Genomic DNA, 17,895 nt, shown 5'->3' on the forward strand with positions numbered 1-17,895 from the left:
TTTTTTGGGTTCCGATTCCACTGACTTTTTTGAGAACTGTCGATCGCGTCTCTCTCCCAAAACTGTCCGAAGTATTGGTATTTAGCTCGCCCGTAACTTTCGATATCCACCCATGTATCAGCACCGCAAATCACGGCACAAAGTGAAAGGGTGATAATGTCAATTAATTGATGATGTTTCGTCCGCTCAATTCTGGGATATTCTAAGTCGGAAAAATGGTCGGCAATGGTGATTTTAGGTTGGAGTTTCATGCAGGGTAAACTCTAATTAAATGTTTTTTGGCTACTCAATAATTGTCATCCAATATACCATATTCTGTTAACATAAAATTTAGATGCGTTCGCCCTGCCTTAGTCAGCCTAGCTATGTTTTTCGTGGTTTTCGCCACCCACTAACCATTATTGTTTCCCGACCAGTCGTTTGAGCTTGGTGTCTCATGTGTATCGGCGGTTATTCTACCTATGGTATAGTATCATTGTATTCTATTTTAAATAGAATACAATGAAATTTGAAAAATAGATATTGACGCAACTAAACGATTAAAACAAAAATCGGCAATCAATTAAAGCCGTCCTATTAAGAAGGGGCTTTAGACCCAATTATCTTGGTAAAGCTTCGCGTCATTGTACGGCGGATGTTCGCAAGCGATATAAAGCGCATTTGTCGGTGACAGGGCTTCCCCTGTCACCGGATCGATCGGCTTGAGGACAAAGCATAACAGAGAGAGCGATCGCCAATCCAAATTATCCAGCTTCCCGCGTTCGTAACGGTTTACTGTTGCGGCACTGATGCCCACATCTTTGGGTACGGGTTGATTTGTAGCTGCGAACAGCGCCTCTTCATATCCCTTTGTTTTGAACTCTGTTTCGCTGACAGACCAACCTGTTGTCTGTCTTGCTGCTTTTAAAATCTTCCCCAAACGCATCCGCCCCGTTTCAGTGAAGCGAACGGGACGCAATTCCTGCTCTTTGTCTACCACAGCCTTGTTAGAGAGTTCTGACATTACCTATTTGCAAATAATCTAGTCATAGAGCTTCGCATCGTTGTATGGGGGATGTTCGCACGCGATATATAAAGCATTTGTCGGTTCGAGGGCTTCCCCTGTCACCGGATCGATCGGTTTGATAACAAAGCATAACAGAGAGAGCGATCGCCAATCCAAACTTTCTAACTTCCCGCGTTCGTAGCGACTAACAGTAGCATTACTAATACCGACATCTTTTGGTACAGGATCTCCGGCTGTCCGAAACAGAGCGGCCTCGTATTCTTTTGTGACCATTTCTGTTTCAATAATTGACCAGCCCCGAATCTCTCTAGCTGCTTTCAGAAGTTTGCCCAATCTACCGCGTCCCGTATCCGTAAATCGCACAGGGCGCAGTTTTTCCCGATCGACGACAGCCTTAAAGTCCAGAAATCCGGGCATTTTACAGATCCAATTTAACTATTATGTCAATCCTACGCCTCGACGTTTGGGTTCCAAAATTCAGTTCCGATCAACAGTAAGTCTTCTAGAGTAACCAACCGCTTTTCAACCGGGTGAACTGGTTCGAGAACATCGAGGAACAGCCACAAAAGATCGGGTGCAGGCTTGTTGTAATAGCCATTTTCGATTCTCGAAATGCCTGCAATGCTGACCCCCAAAACTTTCGGCAAAGGCTCTCCCCCTAGATTATAAAATTGAGCCTCATGCTGCTTGGTCTTTTCGCTAAGTTCGTGAACGCTCCACCCCCTAGCTTCCCGCCACGATCGCAGGAATTTACCCAACCGCCGCAGCCCGGTATCAGTAAATCTCCGTCTCAAGTATTCTTTTTCTCGCCTAGCTTCTGCTACAACCATCAGTCATCACCTATCTGCATAAAGCTAAGCTATCACGCCTGACTTTCTAGTTTCACTTTTTAAGTTTGCAAGTTAATTATATTGTGTTACAATGTTGGAACAAAGTAATAAGACAGCCATGACAGCACTATTTCGCCGCATCCAACCCTCGAAAAAGCTCCGCATCACCGTCAGGTCGATCGCCCAACTGCTCAAAATCAGCCAAAACCTGATTAAGCGAGTCGAATCATGGGCTTTCGTGGTTTTCGTCTACCATCGGGATAGAGGCGGCCTGTTCGTCAGCTACCGCAGGCTGGAAGAATGGCAAAATGCGATCGCCCATCATATCCAAACCTGCCCCACCCTTGGAGAACTCTCGCAGCTCAAAACATCCATTCTGTACGACAGCCGGAAATTCAAAAAACAATCTCTCCCAAAAACACTTGACTTTTTAAATCAAATGTGGATTGAAAGACAAGACGAACTCAACATCTGGGAAAGCTTAAACTGGATTGCTTCCTAGCAGAAATGAGGCAGATTTCCTTTCCAAAAAACAGAAGCGAAACATTTGCGAGCAATTGCGAGATAAAACCACCCCAAAAATCACCCGCGAATGCTCCGCCACATTGATGAAAGCAATCACCAAAGCAATTAAGACATTGCCTGAGCGATATAATCAAAATAAGGAGCTGCTTCCTTAGCATCCTCCTGATTGAGCAAAGCCAAAGAAGCTTCCTTCAAACAGCGGATAGCTTCGACCATGCCAGGAACAGGAACGCCGAGAGAATTATACATTTCTCGAACGCCAATCAAACCGATGCTTTCGATCGGCTCCTTGTCACCCGCCAAGATACCGTAGGTAATCAGGCGCAAGTACCAGCCGTAGTCGCGCAGACACAAAGCCCGTTCGCGTTGGCCGTAAGCATTACCTCCGGGGGAGATAAAGTCAGGGCGTTTTTTCCAGAGTTTTTTGCTAGCTTCTTCAACAATTTTTTTCTCACTGTCAGACAGCGCAGTAGCAATACGCACCCGCTGCTCTCCGGTATTAAAAAAATCTTTGATGCTTTGAAGTTCGCCGGTACTGGGATAGCGAAGTTCGTCGTCGGCTTGGAGAATTAGTTGGCTAACTACGCTCATTGTTATTCAAAAGAATTGAGGATATTTGAGAGTAAGATTAATTGACATTCTCATCCGTTAAAGATGAGATTCTTGGTTGGGCGATTTACTTTGCTTCTAACATTTATCAACATTAGAAGTAGCTGGTAAATCTCCGCAAACGTTATGCTTGATGTTCAAGCCAGTTTCCCTGTGTTCCAGGGTACTGCGGGAAAAACTCAAAAACTGCGAGTGAGAGTTTTGATGTCGGCAGACACTTTGACTGTTTAACGAGTTTTTGCTACCTCGCCCCAACAGCATATCGCACAGGATCGATCGGGGCAACTCACGGCAGGCTTGACTTGCAGGTTGAAGCTTGGCTTTAGCAGCAAGACGTTCAGCAGCAGGAATACAGCCTGCTATTGAGCTTGAGGGCGATGGATGGAGCCCCGCTTCGCTAGGACTTATCTCAGGAAAGAGAGAGCGATATTGGATTACCATATTAAATCCTACCACGACTACTTGTGACCAAATCTAAATTCCCGACCCCAAACTCGACGAAATTGGCAAACCCTTGCCAGCAAGGTCAACTGATTGAGATAGAGATTACCGACTTGACAGACACCGGCGACGGAGTTGGTCGTTTTGGTGAGTTAGTGGTGTTTGTGCCCGATACCGTGACGGGCGATCGAGTCCTTGTCCGCCTCGTGCAAGTCAAATCCACCTATGCTACAGGCAAGCTGGACACACTTCTGGAAACCTCCGAACACCGCATTCGAGCTAACTGCATTGTCGCCGACAAGTGCGGCGGTTGTCAGTGGCAGCACGTAGATTATCAATATCAGCTTGCAGCCAAGCAAAATCAAATCATTCAAGCCTTAGAACGGATTGGCGGATTTAGCAATCCCCAAGTTGATGAAATTTTAACGGGAAAAATCGAGGGATTTTCCCAATTTTTGGGATACCGCAACAAAGCGACTTATCCGGTGGCAATATCTGCAACAGGTCAAGTCCAAGCAGGTTACTATCAAAAAAGCACCCACAAATTAGTCAATCTCAATCAGTGTCCGGTGCAAGACCCGCGCCTCAATCCTTTGTTAAAAGAAGTCAAAGAAGACATCCACTGGCGGGATTGGCAAGTCTACGACGAAAAGAAACATACAGGAGAATTGCGTCACTTGTCCTTGCGGATCGGACGGCGCACGGGCGAGATGCTGCTAACTTTAATAGTTCGCACTGGAGAGTTGCCGGGACTCGAAGAGCAAGCATCAGAGTGGCTGAAACAATATCCTCAACTGGCAGGGGTTTGTTTGAATATAAATCCCGATCAAACTAATGTGATTTTTGGGACTGAAACTCGCTGCATTGCGGGTCGTTCTTATCTGCGAGAAAGTTTTGCTGGTTTGAAATTTCAGCTAAGAGCCGATACTTTTTTTCAGGTTAATACAGAGGCGGCTGAAGCATTGTTAGAGGCGATAGTAGGGGAATTGAATTTGCAGGGAAACGAGATTTTGGTTGACGCTTTCTGCGGAATTGGTACTTTTACTTTACCCCTGGCAAAACAAGTAAAAATAGCCATTGGTTTAGAAGTGCAACCGGCGGCGATCGAACAAGCCAGATTAAATGCTGAGTTAAATGACGTGAGAAATGTCGAGTTTCAGGCGGGAACTGTAGAGAGTTTGCTGCCTTCCTTGGGATTGACACCGGATATTGTGCTGCTAGATCCGCCGAGGAAAGGGTGCGATCGCGCGGTTTTGGAAGCTATCAAGGAAATCAAACCAAATCGCATTGTTTATGTTAGCTGCAAGCCTGCTACTTTGGCTCGCGACCTGAAGATTTTGTGCGAGAATGGGGATTATAAGTTAGCGCGAGTGCAGCCGGCGGATTTCTTTCCTCAGACTTCTCATGTTGAGTGTGCGGCGTTTTTGGTGCGGTAAATCAAAAGGCGATCGGTTTTTGGGAATGAAAGGGCGATCGCCCTAAGCTACCGGGCGGGCAAATTTCGACTTTAACAGTCATGCCTACTTGGTTGAGCATTATAATCAGGGTATCAACGGAGAACTGGCCAATTTTACCTTGAGTCAAAGCTTTGATTTCGTCGCTTGACTGTTTGAGATGTTGAGCCGCTTGGTCGATTGTCCAACCGTGATGTTTAATCTGATTTTGCAGGGCTAGCATTAGTTGCGATCGGATTAGTAAGTTATCAGCTTCTTGGGCTGAAAATCCGAGGTCTAGAAAGATATTATCAGCGGCTTGGGTAATGGTATTTTCGTTCATTGTTCAGACTCTCTTAAATTCAAACGATTTTGTAAAAGTTGTTGGTAGCGTTTCTGTCCAACTTTGAGATTTTTCTGGGCTGTCTTCTGGGTTTTTTTCTGGAACGCATGGAGAACGTAAATAGCTTCTTCAAATCTAGCAATATAGAATACCCGATAGGCATCTTCTGTCCGAATCCGAATTTCTTCAACGCCTTTGCCTACTATCGACATGGGTTTAAAGTCTGATGGTGGTATGCCTTGCTGGATCGTCCAAAGTGCAAAACCAGCATCTTTTCGGGCTTCTTCAGGAAGAGATTGGATTTCTTCGCGGGCAGCACCAACCCACCGAATCGGTTTGATGGTCATCGGGTTTGTTGAGAATCAAACACTGTAATAATTGTAACGGCGATCGGCTACAATCATCAATAACAAAACTTATGGACTCCGCCAAAGAAACCGGGTTTTTTACCTTATTTGCGGGTAACAACGAAGTATCTCGGGAAAAAACCTGGTTTCTGAACCCTTATGCGTAAGTGTTCATCATACACTTAGGCTATAATCAAACAAGATTGTACAAGGTGCTTCCTTTTCAACTTAACTATTTAGCGATTTTAGTTTGGATACCATTATGCTATCAATTGAGCGACTGATGAAAGAAGCTTTATCTTTGCCAAATGCGTTGAGAGCGCAGTTAGCAGAGAGGCTAGTTGAGAGTCTTGAATTTGATAGAGACGGAACAGTTCAAAAGTTGTGGACTGTGGAAGCTAAGCAGCGTCGCGACGAAATCCGAAGCGGTATGGTTAAGCCAATTCCAGGAGAAGAAGCGTTAGCTCAGATTAGGCGATCGCCCTTCTGTTAGATTGGTTTGTTGAGGGGCGATCGCTTTGTTTAATTCTTTTCATTTTGGTTGAGTGTTATAATACTATTTATGCTAAGCTCCTGTAAAGATAAATCCAAAAAGCAATGACATCAGCTTTAATTTATCCTCATATCCAGAAATTAGCGGGTCAACCCGCACGGTTGCAGCGGATACCCCGCGTGCGGGTTGCTCAGATTGTGATGGATTATCTAGCTTACGGTTGGTCAGTGGAAGAAATGTGCCGCCAGCATCCTTATTTGATGCAGTCGGAGGCTCATGCAGCAATGGCTTATTACTTCGACTTTCAAGCTGAAATTGACCAGGAGATTCGGAAGGAATGGGAGCAGGTACAACAGGACAAATCTCTGCTTTCGCCTTCACCATTTTTCGTAAGAATGCGTGCTAAGGGGTTGTTGTAAGTGGCGATCGCTCTGTACATGGACGTTCACATTCCGCAAGCAATTACCGAACAGTTACGCCGTCGCGGTGTGGATGTTTTGACTGCGATCGAAGACGGTGCGACAGAATTGCCGGATAACGAACTTTTGGAACGTGCCACTCAGCTAGGAAGAGTATTGTTTACTCACGATATCCTTTTTAAGGCAATGGCTCAAGATTGGCAGCGTCAGGAAAAACAGTTTGCTGGTTTGATATTTGGACATCAGCTAGGCGGTACGATCGGACAGTTTGTTAAGGATTTGGAAGTGATTGCTTTAGCGTCGGACTCTGATGAATGGATGAATGCTGTTGAGTATATTCCTTTTTAGTCAGCTTTACCCTCGATCGCGCGATCGGCTTTCAAGGTGTCACCCTTAAGTTTTTCTATCCTCTTGAGTGTCCATCCATATTTAGTTTCCATTTCGTAGCAGTATTCATCATCGGTGGCTGCGTGACGAGAAATATTCTCGTCTGGGTCATAACGCAACCAAGCTGGGTTTTTTGGCATTATTGTTATTACTCCGAGTGTTGAGTTGACAACATTGGGGAAATCGTTTTGGTGCAGTGCTGCAATCACTGCATCAAAGCGTACCTGAGATGATAAACTTGTTTTTGGCTATACGTCAATATGACGCGCCAATATTTTAATGAAAAAAGACACAAGACCCCAAGAGAGTGCATCACCGATCGAGGCTTTGAGGATTGAGCGAACAAAGCTATCTCAGGCTGAATTTGCGGTGCATTGCGGGATTCCGCTGCGTACTTATCAGCGTTGGGTTTCGGGTGAAACCGAAGCGAAACCAACACCCCGTCAGTGGAAAGTGATGATGCGGGTATTGCAGATTCAATCTTTTGAGGATGTTCCTGATGATTTTGGCCCGATTAATTCGACAGGGGATGAAGATTAGGTATTTGTGTTTTGGGTTAGGGGCGATCGCCCTTTAATTAGATTGGTTAATGTAGGGGCGATCGTACACTATTGCTCCCCTTCATTCAATTCGCTCAAAACTGTTACCACTGCTGATGCTTGCTCTGGATACAGCCGCGCTAAATATCCACACATTTCATAGGCAGTATCTAAGTAGTATGCACAGGGAATTAACAAGCGTTTAAAATTTACTCGATCGCCTGTTTCAGCGAACAATAAGGCAATGTCACGTAAGTGCGTGTTACGGTCGTTAAGCATCGCCTCTAATGTTCTTAGAGCCTCCTCACCTTTTCCTGCTATTGCTTGTATTTGAGCAATTATCTTGAGGGCTTGCAGGGTTTTTTTTTCATCCTCAATTTTTTCTTGAGCTGCAAGGGCGATATCAAGAGTTGTAACTTGTTCTCCTTTTTTGAACTGCTCCCAGGCGATTTTCCAAAGTGCGTTTAGTTGCTCGGCTCCCTCTTTAATCTCGTTGATAATTTTAATAGCCGTGGGAAATTCCCCTATTTCTGCATATCCTATGGCTATTATAGAAAAATCTTTATCACGTTCCCGTTGTTCTTTTGTTTTTGCAGCTTCAAGAAGGTCGGCAAACGTGGCTAAGGCTGCTTCGGTTTCTCCTATAGTTGATCGTGCCACTGCTATAATAGTCAAAAGCTGAACCTTGTTTGCCAAATTTAGAGAGATAGAATCTGCATTTTTATAGTATTCATCAGCTTTATTCAGAACTATCTTGTATTTCTCTATTTGTTGTGGATCTGCCTCTACCTGCAACTGTACTATACTTCTGAGTGCATTAACGTGAGAGTATGGCATACGGATTGCTTCCAAGGTTTTCAGAGCAACGTCAAACTCTCCTAACCTTGCCTGTGCTTCTGCTACGAATCCAAAACTTTGCGAGCGATGGTGTTCTCGGTTATTACTAATTTTTTGGGCAATTTCAAGGGCGCGATCGCAGATAGGTTTCGCCTCTTCTATCTTTTCTGCTTCTACCAATATCCGTGCTATTATCGCTAACACATTTGCTTTTTCCGCAGTATTATCAATATTTTGTGCAATTTCGTAGGCAATACTGGCAGTAGCTGCTCCTATTTTTTTTTGCTTGTTCTTTACCTGGACTTCTGCTACTTGTATTAAGGCTGAAGACTTCAAAGATGAGATTGATATTTCTGGTTCTTTTTCAGCTTGAAGTACGGTAGCAAAAGTAGTTCGTGCTGCTTCAGTTTTCCCATCTGCTACCTGTGCATCTGCTATTGCTGCTAAAGTTTTGGCTCGCGTTGGTGGAATGTCTATTTCTTTCGCTATCTCCAAAGCAGCAGTAAAATTTTGTGCGTTGGCGTATCCTTTTGCTATTGCCGATAGGGCTTCTTGCTGTTGGTTTTTATCCTTAATCTTATTTTGGGTTGTAATGGCCGCAGTAAAATCCCCCATCTCTATCAGGGCCTCCACTACTACTACCAAAGCCTCTCCTTGCTTCTGATTCTTAATTTCTTCAACGGTTTTACGAAGAGAAATTTCTCCTCTTGGGACGTTTAATCGCATGACTCCCACCACATCTTCTGTCAGCTCCAATTGATTGTCAATTTCTTCAACTGTCTTAAGTGCTGCCGTAAAATTTTTTGTCATTGCTTGTCCTTTTACTATTGCTACTAAAATGTCTATTCGTTGGAATTGATTCTCAATTTTTTCAGCGATATTGAGCGCTGCCGTAACATCACCTGCCACGGCTTGGGCGTGAGCTATAACTACCAAAGTATTTGTTTTATCTGATTCAATCTCAATTTTTTGAGCCGTATTAAGCGCCGCTGCAAAATCTCCTGACGAGACTTGGGCATGAGCTATTCTCGACAGATCTTGTGATTTTGTTAGGGGTTCCTTAATCCGATTTGCGGTTGCAAGAGCAGCAGGAAAATCCTTGGCATTTGCTTGTACAGAAACAATGGAGCTCAAAGCATCGGCTTGATTCCATTGATTTTTGATTTCTTCAGCCGTCTCAATTGCATCGGTAAATTCCTTAGCCTCAGCTTGCGCTATGGCTATTTCTTGCAGGGAATCGACTCTACTTTTTTCATCCTCAATACCATGTGCTATTCTTTTCGCTTTAGCAAATGTGACTCGTCCTTTCTCGCTCTGTCCTAGTTTTGTTTGTAACTCGGCTAAGTTTTTTAAGCAATAACAATCTTCTCCTTCCAATCGTCCCTCGATTTTTTGAAGGGTGTCGAGAGCTTCCGCAACCATGCCTAATTCTACTTGAATAGTTGCTAGATGAACAATTGCATTTACTCGAGGCCGTTCGTTTTCAATCTTGTCTGCTGTTTCAATAGATTCAGTTAAGGTCAATCGTGCAGCTTCCATGTCGCCCAGTTCAATTTGAGTTTTTGCTATTTATTCTATTAAAGAATATATCCAAAAGTTTGGAATAAGTTTTTTTGCGATTTCAAGAGCATTAGCAAAGGTAGCAGCTACTTCTCCATCGCCTTTCTGTACCTGCGCCTTTGCTATATTTAGCAACGCCGAAACTTGCCCTAGTTCCAATCTATTACTATTAACAGTTTTAAAGGCAGCAGCAAAGTTATTACAAGCCGTGAGAAGATTGCACAAATGGAAACGGTTGTTATAATCTAAAAGCTGCTGATGGAGAGCAGTATAGGTGTCGTCATTTACTTCAAAAGCAGGGATGAGAAAATTAATAGCAAAATTGCTTTGCCAATCAATAGCTGGATGAGTGGAGAAACGAGGCAATTCCTTCTGCTGCAACCGCTTGAGTGTCTCGCATGATTCTTCCAATCTGCCTGTATCTTTCAATTCCCAAGCCAGCAATAAATACCACAATACACAGCGATCAATTTCATACAAATCTGCCAGCTTCCAAGCCTGTTCTAAACTGCATTTTCGCAGTGCTGCCAGGGGTGAATTTTGCGCCGTCGTCTGCAACACTTGCCGTGCGTGTACTAGCAGAAACTCTGCCATTTCTCCTGGTTTGTCTTCAAGAGCAGCAGCTAATAAGGCTGTCTGAACTGTGTTTAAAGGCAAATCAGGTTGCTCTGGCAAGTGTTCTCGTTGGGCAATACTAAAGTCTTCGTTACGTGCTAAGTCATACAACTTATTCCACTGCTTTATATCCTGTAAATGTTCTGCATAATATCGCAAGGCATAACTACTATGATGTTCCTGCCATTGGCTACAGTAGTTCATCAAATCCTGTAAAGCCTCTTCAGCATCATCACCCAACTGAGCGGCAAATGTCGTTGCCAATAGTGGGTGAGCAAAAGCGTAAAGCTTCTCTTCGGAAATCCTCATCCAGCGCGTTACTTGCCAACACTGATGCAACTGGCGTAAAGAGCGATCGCGCATTCCCGTAATTGCCTTAACATCTTGTTTTTCAAGTACGCCTTTCGCTACTGCCAACAATGCAAAAAACTGCAACCTTTCATCGGGCAAATCTAGTTCCTCTAAGCGATTTAACTGCTGCTTGACATAGTTCTCAAATCCCTTGGGCGTTTGTGCCAATAGTTTTCGTATATCTTGTTTTTGTTTTGCAGCGTGACTCAACTCATCAGTTAGATAGTCGAGGTAAAGTGGAAAGCCTTGAGTAATTTCATCTAATTGGGTAACGAAATTTGTATCTTCGGCAAATACTGCTAACTCACCGTCACCCGTTTCTAGTAACCAGTCTGCGATCGCACAACGGGGCAAACGATCGAGGTGTATTGGCTCAACATCATTTGTCCAACCAGACAAGTATTCTGGCTTCTCCCCTTCAGAGGCTCTCGCTGAAGCAATGACGAATACATTCGGAGGTAAAGGAGTAGGAAAGGGTGGTGAGAAGGGAATATCTGTTTTATCTAATTCATCCAAAGCATCTATGAGAATGACTAATGGCTTTTCTTCCTTTCCCGGCTCTCTTAATATGTTGTATAGTGCTTTGCATAACTCATCTCTTTCGTTAGGGAGTTGCTCATAATCTAGTTCATAATATGTATGAACTTGCTGTAGTAAATTCCAATAAGCACTTTTAGCAGAGCGAGTTTTATCATACCGTTGGCTGAAGAAATGATGAGCAATAAAATAGCCTTGTTCATGCCGTACTTTCAACCAATTAGCTAACAGTGAAGTTTTACCAAAACCAGCACGAGCAGTCACAAGGAGGACACCACTGGAATTATCAGCTAAAAAATTGTCCAGTTTTTCAATTTCTTTAGAACGTCCTATAAATAGCTGGGTGTGTTCGCTTACTATCAGCTTAACCTTATCGGCCACCTCACGATCGGGCTGTTTTCTTTTTTGATCAAAGTTTTCCTCTAAAATGTTTTCAACTTTGCGTGTTCTATCGATTTGGAAGTTAGAAACCTCTTTAAGGATATTTCGATAATCCCAAATATCTTTTTGTGGGTCAAAATCCAACTTTCCATTAATTATTTTATTAATCTCTGTATCGGAGTAAGAATTTTGCTTTTCTGTCAAAATATAAATAATTAACTTATCGTACTTTTCGTACAGCTTGTCTTGATGTTCAATGAACTTCCTCAATGTATCTTTAACTTTTTCAATGCCAGGCGTAGCTGTAATTTGAAAAACAACTTTTGCCGTTTCATCACCCAAATCAACGCTGGGGAAGTTACTCCCTTTGGTAAAATTGAAATTTTCCAGATTTCTATAGCCGTAAACCTCCGCAATGATAGGTATCAATATATTTTCAGCCACCTTGTTAAGGTCTGTTTTGCCCATTGCCGTACCACATTTAATTTGGGTTACGAAAAGAGACATCAAGTGCTTAATTCTATTTTGTGATTGCTCAAGATTCATACTCTATATTTAGAAACTGATTTACTTCTTGTTATTATTGTACATTACAAAGATTGCTGTAAGCGCCAAATCATCAGCCTTGAGAAAAAAAATCGTTGGCTTATCAAGGGTCATAGCTACCTTGATAAGTGCTGTAGATGGGGTAGCCAGGGAATACTAAAGCAATGCCAATTGGACTGTGAAGCGTCCCCGGATAGTTTTCTTCTGGCAAGCTAGCCCCAATCCGAATTTTGATCGCACCCAGCCAAATGTAGAGTCCTGGTCTTCTATACATTCTGTTCAATCGCGTAGCCTTGATTTCTCCCCCAATCTATCCAAGCTGATGCCATCGGTTTTACCCTTCCCCTTTGTTCGGGTTTAATGGGATTTTCACCCGTAATTGTACTCAACGCCGATAACCAGTAAAGGGGATTTTTTTTCAGTTCCGATAGCAACAGCGGCACGATTTGTGTTCCCATACTAATAATTTCCTGATAGGCAGGATGCTGAGACATTTGGGCAGTTGAAGAAAGTCCAGCAACATCTTTCTCCCAATCCGAGGCTAGTGCATAAAATTTGTCAACAATATCAGGGGAAATTTTAGCATTTTTGTTGAGAATAATTTGAGCTGTATTGGGTGAAAGACTTTCTGGCTGTGCGAGTAAGTTTTCGATGCCTATTAAAACTAATTCTTCTATCGATACATTCAAGTCGTTGGCGAGTTTTTGTAACTTCAGGAGGCGCTCATCAGAAAGGGCGATCGCGATCGTATTCATCTGACTTACGCTCCTAGCATGATGCCTTAAGTATAGCCAATAAATTACTCACCTTTAGTCACCGTTAAATCAAATTGTAGGATGCGTTAGACATTAATTATTTCGATTTCAACAGGTTTAAAGGATCGGACGCACCCTACGCACAGTATTTCGCTCGCCCCCACTACCAACTAGATGCAAGCTAGATCCAGTCCGGCCTGAATCGCGGGGAGTCTAGAAGTATAGAATAGAGGTTGCGGAACCGGCACACCCCCCGATCGCTCGCCCCCAGCAATTTGTTACCCTAAAAATAGAATCTCCCCTCCCTCAACTCCCTCCCATGAACAACGCTTCTCCCCTGATTCAAACGATAACTCCAGAACGCTGGGCCGGGTTTAGTATGGACTTTATAGGGGCGGGTTACACGGGTCTGTTGGTCAAAAACGGCCGCGTCGTGCGTACCCTAAAATCCGGGCGACATTTCAGCTTTGCCCTTCCCCTGCTGGAACAGGCTCAAATTGTCCTCGTAGACACCAAACTCCGCAATTTGGAGGTACAGTCGCACGGAGATTTTTTGTCTAAGGATCGGTTTTTAATTGATGCTACTCTGACTGTTATTTATCAAGTTATAGATCCGAAACGGGTAGCTTTGGAATTGTCGGATCCTATAGCTGTTTTAGCAAGTGCAGTTAAGGATTGTATGGGATTAGCGATCGGGCAAATACCCCTACAACAGCTTATCAGTCAAGGACGGCTGTTGCTGCGCCAAAATTTGCTCGATCGCGTCCAAGATTTTTATACCCTAGGTTTTAACTTAGAAGACGTGCGAATTGGCGATGTCAGCTTTCCCGAAACCAACGGAGTTATTCGCCAAGTTGAGGGAATGAGTGCCCGACAGGAAGCAGAAAATGCCGCCGCCCTGCAAATGAGAATTGCCGAAGCCGGCCGGCCCATTGTTCCTCAAGCTCCCGTACAGCAGTTAAACTTAATTTCAGGTAATTCTCCTGCGAGTCTTCCAGCTTCTGACACAGCAGCCGGGTTCGATCGAGATTTACAACAACTGACAGAACAACTTGCTCAAAACAGTCTCCCTCCTGGGAGAAATCCTCCCCAACTTGCACCAACCGTACTCGCCAGCAGCGATCGCAAAACAACCGCATATTTAATCTACAAATTTTCTGGAGAAGCGATCGCTTTAACGGCCAATCCTTTTACAATTGGACGCGACCCAACCAACACTTTAGTATTACAAGATCCGCAAAGTTCGCGCTACCACGCTCAAATCCGCCGGGCCACTGACGAAATTGGCAAACAGCGATATCAGCTTGTCGATAGCGGCAGTTCCAACGGCACTTTTGTGGGTGGACAGAGGCTGGCTGCTAACGAGCCTTTTTGGCTGCCAAATGGTTGCGAAATTGCGATCGGCGACCAAAAATGGATATTTCAAAATCCGTGAGGAAAGAGGGTTTTTTCCCATTGAACCTAACGCCCTGACCAAACTTGGACTACGGGTATTTTATAATACCGCAATTATTATTCTGTACTTAGAGTGACGGTAGGGCGATCGGTGGGAATCCTAGCTGTTAAAATCGGATGCAGACACCCCGACCGCGAGTAACACGAGGCTGCAACTCAGTAAATACAAGGGTTTGGGAATATGGGCTGTAGAAGGAATGTTTCTTTTGACTGACTTGAGACAACACAAATGTCAGTAATTGGGGCGATCGGCCGCATCGCCCAGCTCAAAAAAACAGGTGTAAACTTATACCAAAAAACTGTTCCCTGCAGAACCGTTTTGTTTGTTCAAAATAGCAGCCCCTAACCAAAGATACGTTGAATGCCGACAACTTTTTTAGCGTACTTTTTGATTGGTGGCTGCGCCAGCGATGGAAGGAAAAATGAGAAATTGATAGCAAATCTGCGTTAAAAATTCTTGAGAATACTCGGCGATTAAAATCCCTACTATACAAACTTTCCTCCGCGGCTGGACTGAGCTTCGCCGAACGTCCTAGGGCGTCGGTACAGTATTAGAAGTTGACAACAAAAGAGATGTATGTAATTACTCGGCCAATGAATTCGACTTTATGCCCGGTTGAATTGGCAAAAGCTGAGATATTCGAGCAATAACATGGAGGTTATGGACAACAGCGACTCGACGTAAATCGAAGAGATTTTTCCTTTGTCCAAGATACCGGGCGCGGTTTCCCTGCCAATGACCAATATGGGAAGCGAGAATGTTCAACCGTAGTACGCTTTCTCAAGTCGAGACGACCAGTGGTCGTGGATTAACGCGCTCGCAACTCTTGCATTAAAGCCTCATCAGGATGAATTGATACACTACGTCCTCTTTTACTATTTGTGCAGTCGGCTCTCCGAGGACAAATTGCACATTCACTCGGAGGAAAATGAACAACTTTTCCCGGCTCAAATGGGATACTTACCTGATTGGGACAACTGATTAAATGCCGAGCCCAATCCAGGAAAAAGGAATTTTTATCAAACAGGCCAGAATTTCTGACACGCCTGGCCTTGCAAAATATCTTTAATTTCTCATCCCGCTGTATGACCCAATGACTCGATAAATAAGCCCGGTCAATATGTAACTCAGTTAGGTGAATATTTGGGAGTCTTAAGTCACGTTCTAGGTCAAGTGTCGCAGCAGATTCGGGAGTATTTGCCCGGGTCAATGCTACTGCACGAACCACACCGCTATCTAAATCTTTAAGGATGTGGCGTTTATACCCGTCTATTTTTTGAGCTCGGCTTTTCCGTCCATGCCGCATATCTGGGTCTTCAATAGAAATGCGACGGTATGCGGCTACCCCTTTGATTAGAGTAGGAACTCCTTGAGAGTCTAACGTCACATTTTGGGATTCAATGACTCGGGCAACGTTGAGGGTCTCTTGAGCGAGGTCAAACCCATGACAATGAGACTGACATTGCATCCATTCTTCTACGGAATCTCAGCTTTTTAGGATGATTGAGAGTGCATTTTGACGCTCGATTGGATGATCCCAATTTAAATCTAAGGCCGTTTTTAAGCTGGAACTATTGAGAATTGGCGCACCCGCTAACTCCGCAATTTCTGCTGGCTCCCGCCCCTGTCCAGCACGGGCGATCGCACTCACTGCTTTACGCAAAGCATGACCCAATAGATTATATGTATCTTCGACTTTACCAGCTCCCCATAAGGGGGAAGAATCTAAAGCCGCTTTGAGTTGAGATGAGCCAAACCCACCTTTTTGCGTGGCAATTTCTACGGTGCGGTCAATTAAACGTTGGTCTAATTCTTTTTTAATTAAGCGATTTCTGAATCTAATTAAAGTCGGTTTGCTGAAAGGGGGAGTTTCACAATTAAGGCAATCGAGAACTAACTGCCAACGTTGAGCCACGACTCATTTCTTCAATCACTTCATCATCAGAAATCCCTAGATAGGCTTGCAGAATAATTGCTAAGGCAATTTGTGCCGGAGGAACTGGGCTATTACCCACGGTGCTGTCTTTAAAGATGGTAGCGAGTTCTTCTTGGAACTCATCATTAAAGATGAATAAACGGTTAAGTCGCACAAAGGTGAATAGCTTGGCTCGTTTAATGCGTTTGATAATCAACGCTTCATGGTCTGATAGTTCAATTGGAGGATGCCATAAGGGAGGACGCATAGGGGTTTTTTCTTCTTCCTGATTGTTAGGATTTAACAAGCTCCTCAATTGACTTATCATGCTCGCCCACTTTTGTCAAACCCCTATACTGTACCGACGCCCTAGGGGGACTAAAGAATAAACTGGGTAAAAAGCCCGGATTTGGTAGGAGGCCTCGTTAAGTCGCTCATAAAAAAGATGGTAAACACTCGCTAACTTTTACCCGAAAAGTGCTGGATAATTATGAATATTTTGACCTTAAATCTAGACAGGTTCACCTAAGTGACGAGCCGTTATAGCAATCCTAAATCATTTGTGAATTTATTACTCCCGGACCGCGAGCTCGGGGAGGGTTGGGGTGGGGTGAAAAAATTACGACTCCTGTAAGGATTGCTCTATCTCAACTTTGAAAAAGAAAACAGCGCGTTAAAGTTTGAAGGTAACACTAAGGGAGTATTGATTATTAGGTTGCTAGTGGCAGGAGATGGCGTCAACCCAGAAGCAGATTTAATGATCGATTTAGGTTTGTGGAATCGCCAAACAAGACTCGGTTCTACTTTCAGTGCTTCGACGGTTTTTAAGTTACCAAAGGGGGTCGATCGCTCTTTCGATGCAGCATGGATTCAGCGGCAACGCTGGGAAGCCCTACTAAAATTAAGTTATCTAAGGTGTGGCGAGCATACCCAACCCGATAGATGTTCTGCTCGCGCCCTTACCACAAATTCTCCCTACCCAATTCCCTATACTCCCGAGTAGAATTCTCTTCCCAATCTTAGGGGGGATATCTCCACAAGCATTTCGAGCGACAATTTGTCAAGATTGAAAATATAAGTAGAGGACCACCCCATGAACTTTTCTATACAATCTGTTTACAACTGGTACCGCGAGACGCTCCGCAACCCCAAGTACCGCTGGTGGATTATTCTGGGAACGCTGGCATATCTGGTAAGCCCGATCGACATAGCCCCAGACTTTCTCCCCGTCATCGGACAAATTGACGATGTGGCGATCGCAGTCTTGCTGATTTCCGAAGTGTCCCAAATGGCGATCGACTACTTTAAATCCCGCCAAACAGAGACAGCATCAGCATCCGAAGCCACCGGCAGCCCTTCTGAAGCCAAAGGCAGCACCGTTGACGTAGATGCAGTTTCTGTACAATAATTGCCAAAAATAATCCCTGTTAGAACCCCGACTTCGCAGAAGTTGTCGGGGTTCTGCCTATTTTGTATAGACTTACTTACCAATTGGGTCAATCGATTTTAGATTTTAGATTTTAGATTTTAGATTGACCCCACGGATAAATGCGGGGGCTTGAGGATTTTC

Annotated in this window: 22 protein-coding genes and 1 pseudogene; 9 read left to right on the top strand and 14 right to left on the bottom strand. The window is 44.0% G+C overall.

Annotation, left to right across the window (positions count from 1 at the left end; all coding sequences use genetic code 11):
* The 4 genes from QUB61_RS32220 to QUB61_RS32235 all read right to left on the bottom strand — a co-directional run.
* The coding region (locus tag QUB61_RS32220; protein WP_333133672.1) for a transposase family protein at window positions 1–251 on the bottom strand (251 nt) is incomplete at its 3' end.
* A gap of 338 nt (window positions 252–589) precedes the next feature.
* Window positions 590–1,003 carry a helix-turn-helix transcriptional regulator gene (locus QUB61_RS32225; RefSeq protein WP_333133671.1) on the bottom strand — a complete coding sequence of 138 codons (414 nt, stop codon included), beginning with the start codon at window positions 1,001–1,003 and terminating at the stop codon, window positions 590–592.
* 18 nt (window positions 1,004–1,021) lie between these two features.
* Entirely contained in the window at window positions 1,022–1,423 is a 402-nt protein-coding gene (locus QUB61_RS32230) for a helix-turn-helix transcriptional regulator (protein ID WP_333133670.1), read from the bottom strand.
* Between the two features lie 32 nt (window positions 1,424–1,455).
* Complete coding sequence (locus QUB61_RS32235; protein WP_333030075.1) at window positions 1,456–1,836, bottom strand: helix-turn-helix domain-containing protein; 381 nt, start codon at window positions 1,834–1,836, stop codon at window positions 1,456–1,458.
* Window positions 1,837–1,954: 118 nt separating this feature from the next.
* Here QUB61_RS32235 and QUB61_RS32240 point away from each other — a divergent pair, with 118 nt between their 5' ends.
* Window positions 1,955–2,338 carry a hypothetical protein gene (locus tag QUB61_RS32240; RefSeq protein WP_333133669.1) on the top strand — a complete coding sequence of 128 codons (384 nt, stop codon included), beginning with the start codon at window positions 1,955–1,957 and terminating at the stop codon, window positions 2,336–2,338.
* Window positions 2,339–2,466: 128 nt separating this feature from the next.
* Here the strand turns inward: QUB61_RS32240 and apcD are convergent, their stop codons facing one another.
* The gene (gene apcD, locus QUB61_RS32245) at window positions 2,467–2,952 is read right to left on the bottom strand and encodes an allophycocyanin subunit alpha-B (RefSeq protein ID WP_333133668.1); all 486 of its coding nucleotides are present in this window, start codon (window positions 2,950–2,952) and stop codon (window positions 2,467–2,469) included.
* A gap of 96 nt (window positions 2,953–3,048) precedes the next feature.
* Window positions 3,049–3,411, bottom strand: a complete 363-nt coding sequence (locus QUB61_RS32250) for a hypothetical protein (RefSeq protein ID WP_333133667.1) — start codon at window positions 3,409–3,411, stop codon at window positions 3,049–3,051.
* Window positions 3,412–3,434: 23 nt separating this feature from the next.
* On the opposite strand from QUB61_RS32250, the gene rlmD reads away from it, so the two are divergent.
* Window positions 3,435–4,847, top strand: a complete 1,413-nt coding sequence (rlmD, locus tag QUB61_RS32255; protein ID WP_333133666.1) for a 23S rRNA (uracil(1939)-C(5))-methyltransferase RlmD — start codon at window positions 3,435–3,437, stop codon at window positions 4,845–4,847.
* A gap of 1 nt (window position 4,848) precedes the next feature.
* On the opposite strand, the gene QUB61_RS32260 is transcribed toward rlmD, so the two are convergent.
* Both QUB61_RS32260 and QUB61_RS32265 read right to left on the bottom strand, forming a co-directional pair.
* The gene (locus QUB61_RS32260; protein WP_333133665.1) at window positions 4,849–5,187 is read right to left on the bottom strand and encodes an XRE family transcriptional regulator; all 339 of its coding nucleotides are present in this window, start codon (window positions 5,185–5,187) and stop codon (window positions 4,849–4,851) included.
* The gene (locus tag QUB61_RS32265) at window positions 5,184–5,534 is read right to left on the bottom strand and encodes a type II toxin-antitoxin system RelE/ParE family toxin (RefSeq protein WP_333133664.1); all 351 of its coding nucleotides are present in this window, start codon (window positions 5,532–5,534) and stop codon (window positions 5,184–5,186) included. Before QUB61_RS32265 ends, QUB61_RS32260 begins: the two co-directional genes overlap by 4 nt.
* 262 nt (window positions 5,535–5,796) lie before the next feature.
* On the opposite strand from QUB61_RS32265, the gene QUB61_RS32270 reads away from it, so the two are divergent.
* The 3 genes from QUB61_RS32270 (at window position 5,797) to QUB61_RS32280 (ending at window position 6,794) form a co-directional block, all read left to right on the top strand.
* On the top strand, window positions 5,797–6,027 hold the full coding sequence (locus QUB61_RS32270) for an addiction module protein (RefSeq protein WP_333133663.1): 231 nt from the start codon (window positions 5,797–5,799) through the stop codon (window positions 6,025–6,027).
* A 104-nt stretch (window positions 6,028–6,131) separates the two neighbouring features.
* Entirely contained in the window at window positions 6,132–6,446 is a 315-nt protein-coding gene (locus QUB61_RS32275) for a DUF433 domain-containing protein (protein ID WP_333133662.1), read from the top strand.
* A complete protein-coding gene (locus QUB61_RS32280; protein ID WP_333133661.1) occupies window positions 6,447–6,794 on the top strand; it encodes a DUF5615 family PIN-like protein in 348 nt (115 codons plus the stop codon). It abuts the gene before it with no gap.
* Here QUB61_RS32280 and QUB61_RS32285 read toward each other — a convergent pair.
* The gene (locus tag QUB61_RS32285; protein WP_333133660.1) at window positions 6,791–6,973 is read right to left on the bottom strand and encodes a hypothetical protein; all 183 of its coding nucleotides are present in this window, start codon (window positions 6,971–6,973) and stop codon (window positions 6,791–6,793) included. The two genes, QUB61_RS32280 and QUB61_RS32285, sit on opposite strands and share 4 nt — an antisense overlap.
* Before the next feature lie 139 nt (window positions 6,974–7,112).
* Here QUB61_RS32285 and QUB61_RS32290 point away from each other — a divergent pair, with 139 nt between their 5' ends.
* Window positions 7,113–7,373, top strand: coding sequence for a helix-turn-helix domain-containing protein (locus QUB61_RS32290; protein WP_333133659.1), 261 nt, complete (start codon window positions 7,113–7,115; stop codon window positions 7,371–7,373).
* 68 nt (window positions 7,374–7,441) lie between these two features.
* Here QUB61_RS32290 and QUB61_RS32295 read toward each other — a convergent pair whose 3' ends face one another.
* From QUB61_RS32295 to QUB61_RS32310, 4 genes are all read right to left on the bottom strand, one after another.
* On the bottom strand, window positions 7,442–9,748 hold the full coding sequence (locus tag QUB61_RS32295) for a hypothetical protein (RefSeq protein WP_333133658.1): 2,307 nt from the start codon (window positions 9,746–9,748) through the stop codon (window positions 7,442–7,444).
* Between the two features lie 30 nt (window positions 9,749–9,778).
* Window positions 9,779–12,199 (bottom strand): SMEK domain-containing protein, encoded by a 2,421-nt coding sequence (locus QUB61_RS32300; RefSeq protein ID WP_333133657.1) that lies wholly within the window; start codon window positions 12,197–12,199, stop codon window positions 9,779–9,781.
* A 103-nt stretch (window positions 12,200–12,302) separates the two neighbouring features.
* Window positions 12,303–12,473, bottom strand: coding sequence for a hypothetical protein (locus tag QUB61_RS32305; protein ID WP_333133656.1), 171 nt, complete (start codon window positions 12,471–12,473; stop codon window positions 12,303–12,305).
* Window positions 12,466–12,954: a hypothetical protein gene (locus tag QUB61_RS32310; RefSeq protein WP_333133655.1), complete on the bottom strand. Its 489-nt coding sequence runs from the start codon at window positions 12,952–12,954 to the stop codon at window positions 12,466–12,468. The genes QUB61_RS32305 and QUB61_RS32310 overlap by 8 nt, the downstream gene beginning before the upstream one ends.
* A gap of 319 nt (window positions 12,955–13,273) precedes the next feature.
* On the opposite strand from QUB61_RS32310, the gene QUB61_RS32315 reads away from it, so the two are divergent.
* Complete coding sequence (locus tag QUB61_RS32315; protein ID WP_333133654.1) at window positions 13,274–14,389, top strand: SPFH domain-containing protein; 1,116 nt, start codon at window positions 13,274–13,276, stop codon at window positions 14,387–14,389.
* Between the two features lie 603 nt (window positions 14,390–14,992).
* On the opposite strand, the pseudogene QUB61_RS32320 reads toward QUB61_RS32315, so the two are convergent.
* Window positions 14,993–16,593 (bottom strand): annotated as a pseudogene (locus tag QUB61_RS32320) (IS1182 family transposase).
* A 369-nt stretch (window positions 16,594–16,962) separates the two neighbouring features.
* Here QUB61_RS32320 and QUB61_RS32325 point away from each other — a divergent pair.
* Both QUB61_RS32325 and QUB61_RS32330 read left to right on the top strand, forming a co-directional pair.
* The gene (locus QUB61_RS32325; RefSeq protein ID WP_333133653.1) at window positions 16,963–17,328 is read left to right on the top strand and encodes a Uma2 family endonuclease; all 366 of its coding nucleotides are present in this window, start codon (window positions 16,963–16,965) and stop codon (window positions 17,326–17,328) included.
* Between the two features lie 90 nt (window positions 17,329–17,418).
* A complete protein-coding gene (locus tag QUB61_RS32330; protein ID WP_333133652.1) occupies window positions 17,419–17,733 on the top strand; it encodes a YkvA family protein in 315 nt (104 codons plus the stop codon).
* Window positions 17,734–17,895 lie beyond the last annotated feature (162 nt).

It is taken from the genome of Microcoleus sp. C2D2 (assembly GCF_036702495.1).
GTDB lineage: Bacteria > Cyanobacteriota > Cyanobacteriia > Cyanobacteriales > Microcoleaceae > Microcoleus.

Bases quoted from the DNA above. Each gene is read 5' to 3' on its own strand.
- QUB61_RS32275 (WP_333133662.1), top strand. From the start codon at position 6,132: ATGACATCAGCTTTAATTTATCCTCATATCCAGAAATTAGCGGGTCAA.
- QUB61_RS32315 (WP_333133654.1), top strand. From the start codon at position 13,274: ATGAACAACGCTTCTCCCCTGATTCAAACGATAACTCCAGAACGCTGG.
- QUB61_RS32310 (WP_333133655.1), bottom strand. From the start codon at position 12,954: ATGAATACGATCGCGATCGCCCTTTCTGATGAGCGCCTCCTGAAGTTA.
- QUB61_RS32285 (WP_333133660.1), bottom strand. From the start codon at position 6,973: ATGCCAAAAAACCCAGCTTGGTTGCGTTATGACCCAGACGAGAATATT.
- QUB61_RS32305 (WP_333133656.1), bottom strand. From the start codon at position 12,473: ATGTATAGAAGACCAGGACTCTACATTTGGCTGGGTGCGATCAAAATT.
- QUB61_RS32250 (WP_333133667.1), bottom strand. From the start codon at position 3,411: ATGGTAATCCAATATCGCTCTCTCTTTCCTGAGATAAGTCCTAGCGAA.
- QUB61_RS32230 (WP_333133670.1), bottom strand. From the start codon at position 1,423: ATGCCCGGATTTCTGGACTTTAAGGCTGTCGTCGATCGGGAAAAACTG.
- QUB61_RS32300 (WP_333133657.1), bottom strand. From the start codon at position 12,199: ATGAATCTTGAGCAATCACAAAATAGAATTAAGCACTTGATGTCTCTT.
- QUB61_RS32235 (WP_333030075.1), bottom strand. From the start codon at position 1,836: ATGGTTGTAGCAGAAGCTAGGCGAGAAAAAGAATACTTGAGACGGAGA.
- QUB61_RS32330 (WP_333133652.1), top strand. From the start codon at position 17,419: ATGAACTTTTCTATACAATCTGTTTACAACTGGTACCGCGAGACGCTC.
- QUB61_RS32295 (WP_333133658.1), bottom strand. From the start codon at position 9,748: ATGGAAGCTGCACGATTGACCTTAACTGAATCTATTGAAACAGCAGAC.
- QUB61_RS32260 (WP_333133665.1), bottom strand. From the start codon at position 5,187: ATGAACGAAAATACCATTACCCAAGCCGCTGATAATATCTTTCTAGAC.
- QUB61_RS32270 (WP_333133663.1), top strand. From the start codon at position 5,797: ATGCTATCAATTGAGCGACTGATGAAAGAAGCTTTATCTTTGCCAAAT.
- QUB61_RS32290 (WP_333133659.1), top strand. From the start codon at position 7,113: ATGAAAAAAGACACAAGACCCCAAGAGAGTGCATCACCGATCGAGGCT.
- QUB61_RS32225 (WP_333133671.1), bottom strand. From the start codon at position 1,003: ATGTCAGAACTCTCTAACAAGGCTGTGGTAGACAAAGAGCAGGAATTG.
- QUB61_RS32240 (WP_333133669.1), top strand. From the start codon at position 1,955: ATGACAGCACTATTTCGCCGCATCCAACCCTCGAAAAAGCTCCGCATC.
- apcD (WP_333133668.1), bottom strand. From the start codon at position 2,952: ATGAGCGTAGTTAGCCAACTAATTCTCCAAGCCGACGACGAACTTCGC.
- QUB61_RS32265 (WP_333133664.1), bottom strand. From the start codon at position 5,534: ATGACCATCAAACCGATTCGGTGGGTTGGTGCTGCCCGCGAAGAAATC.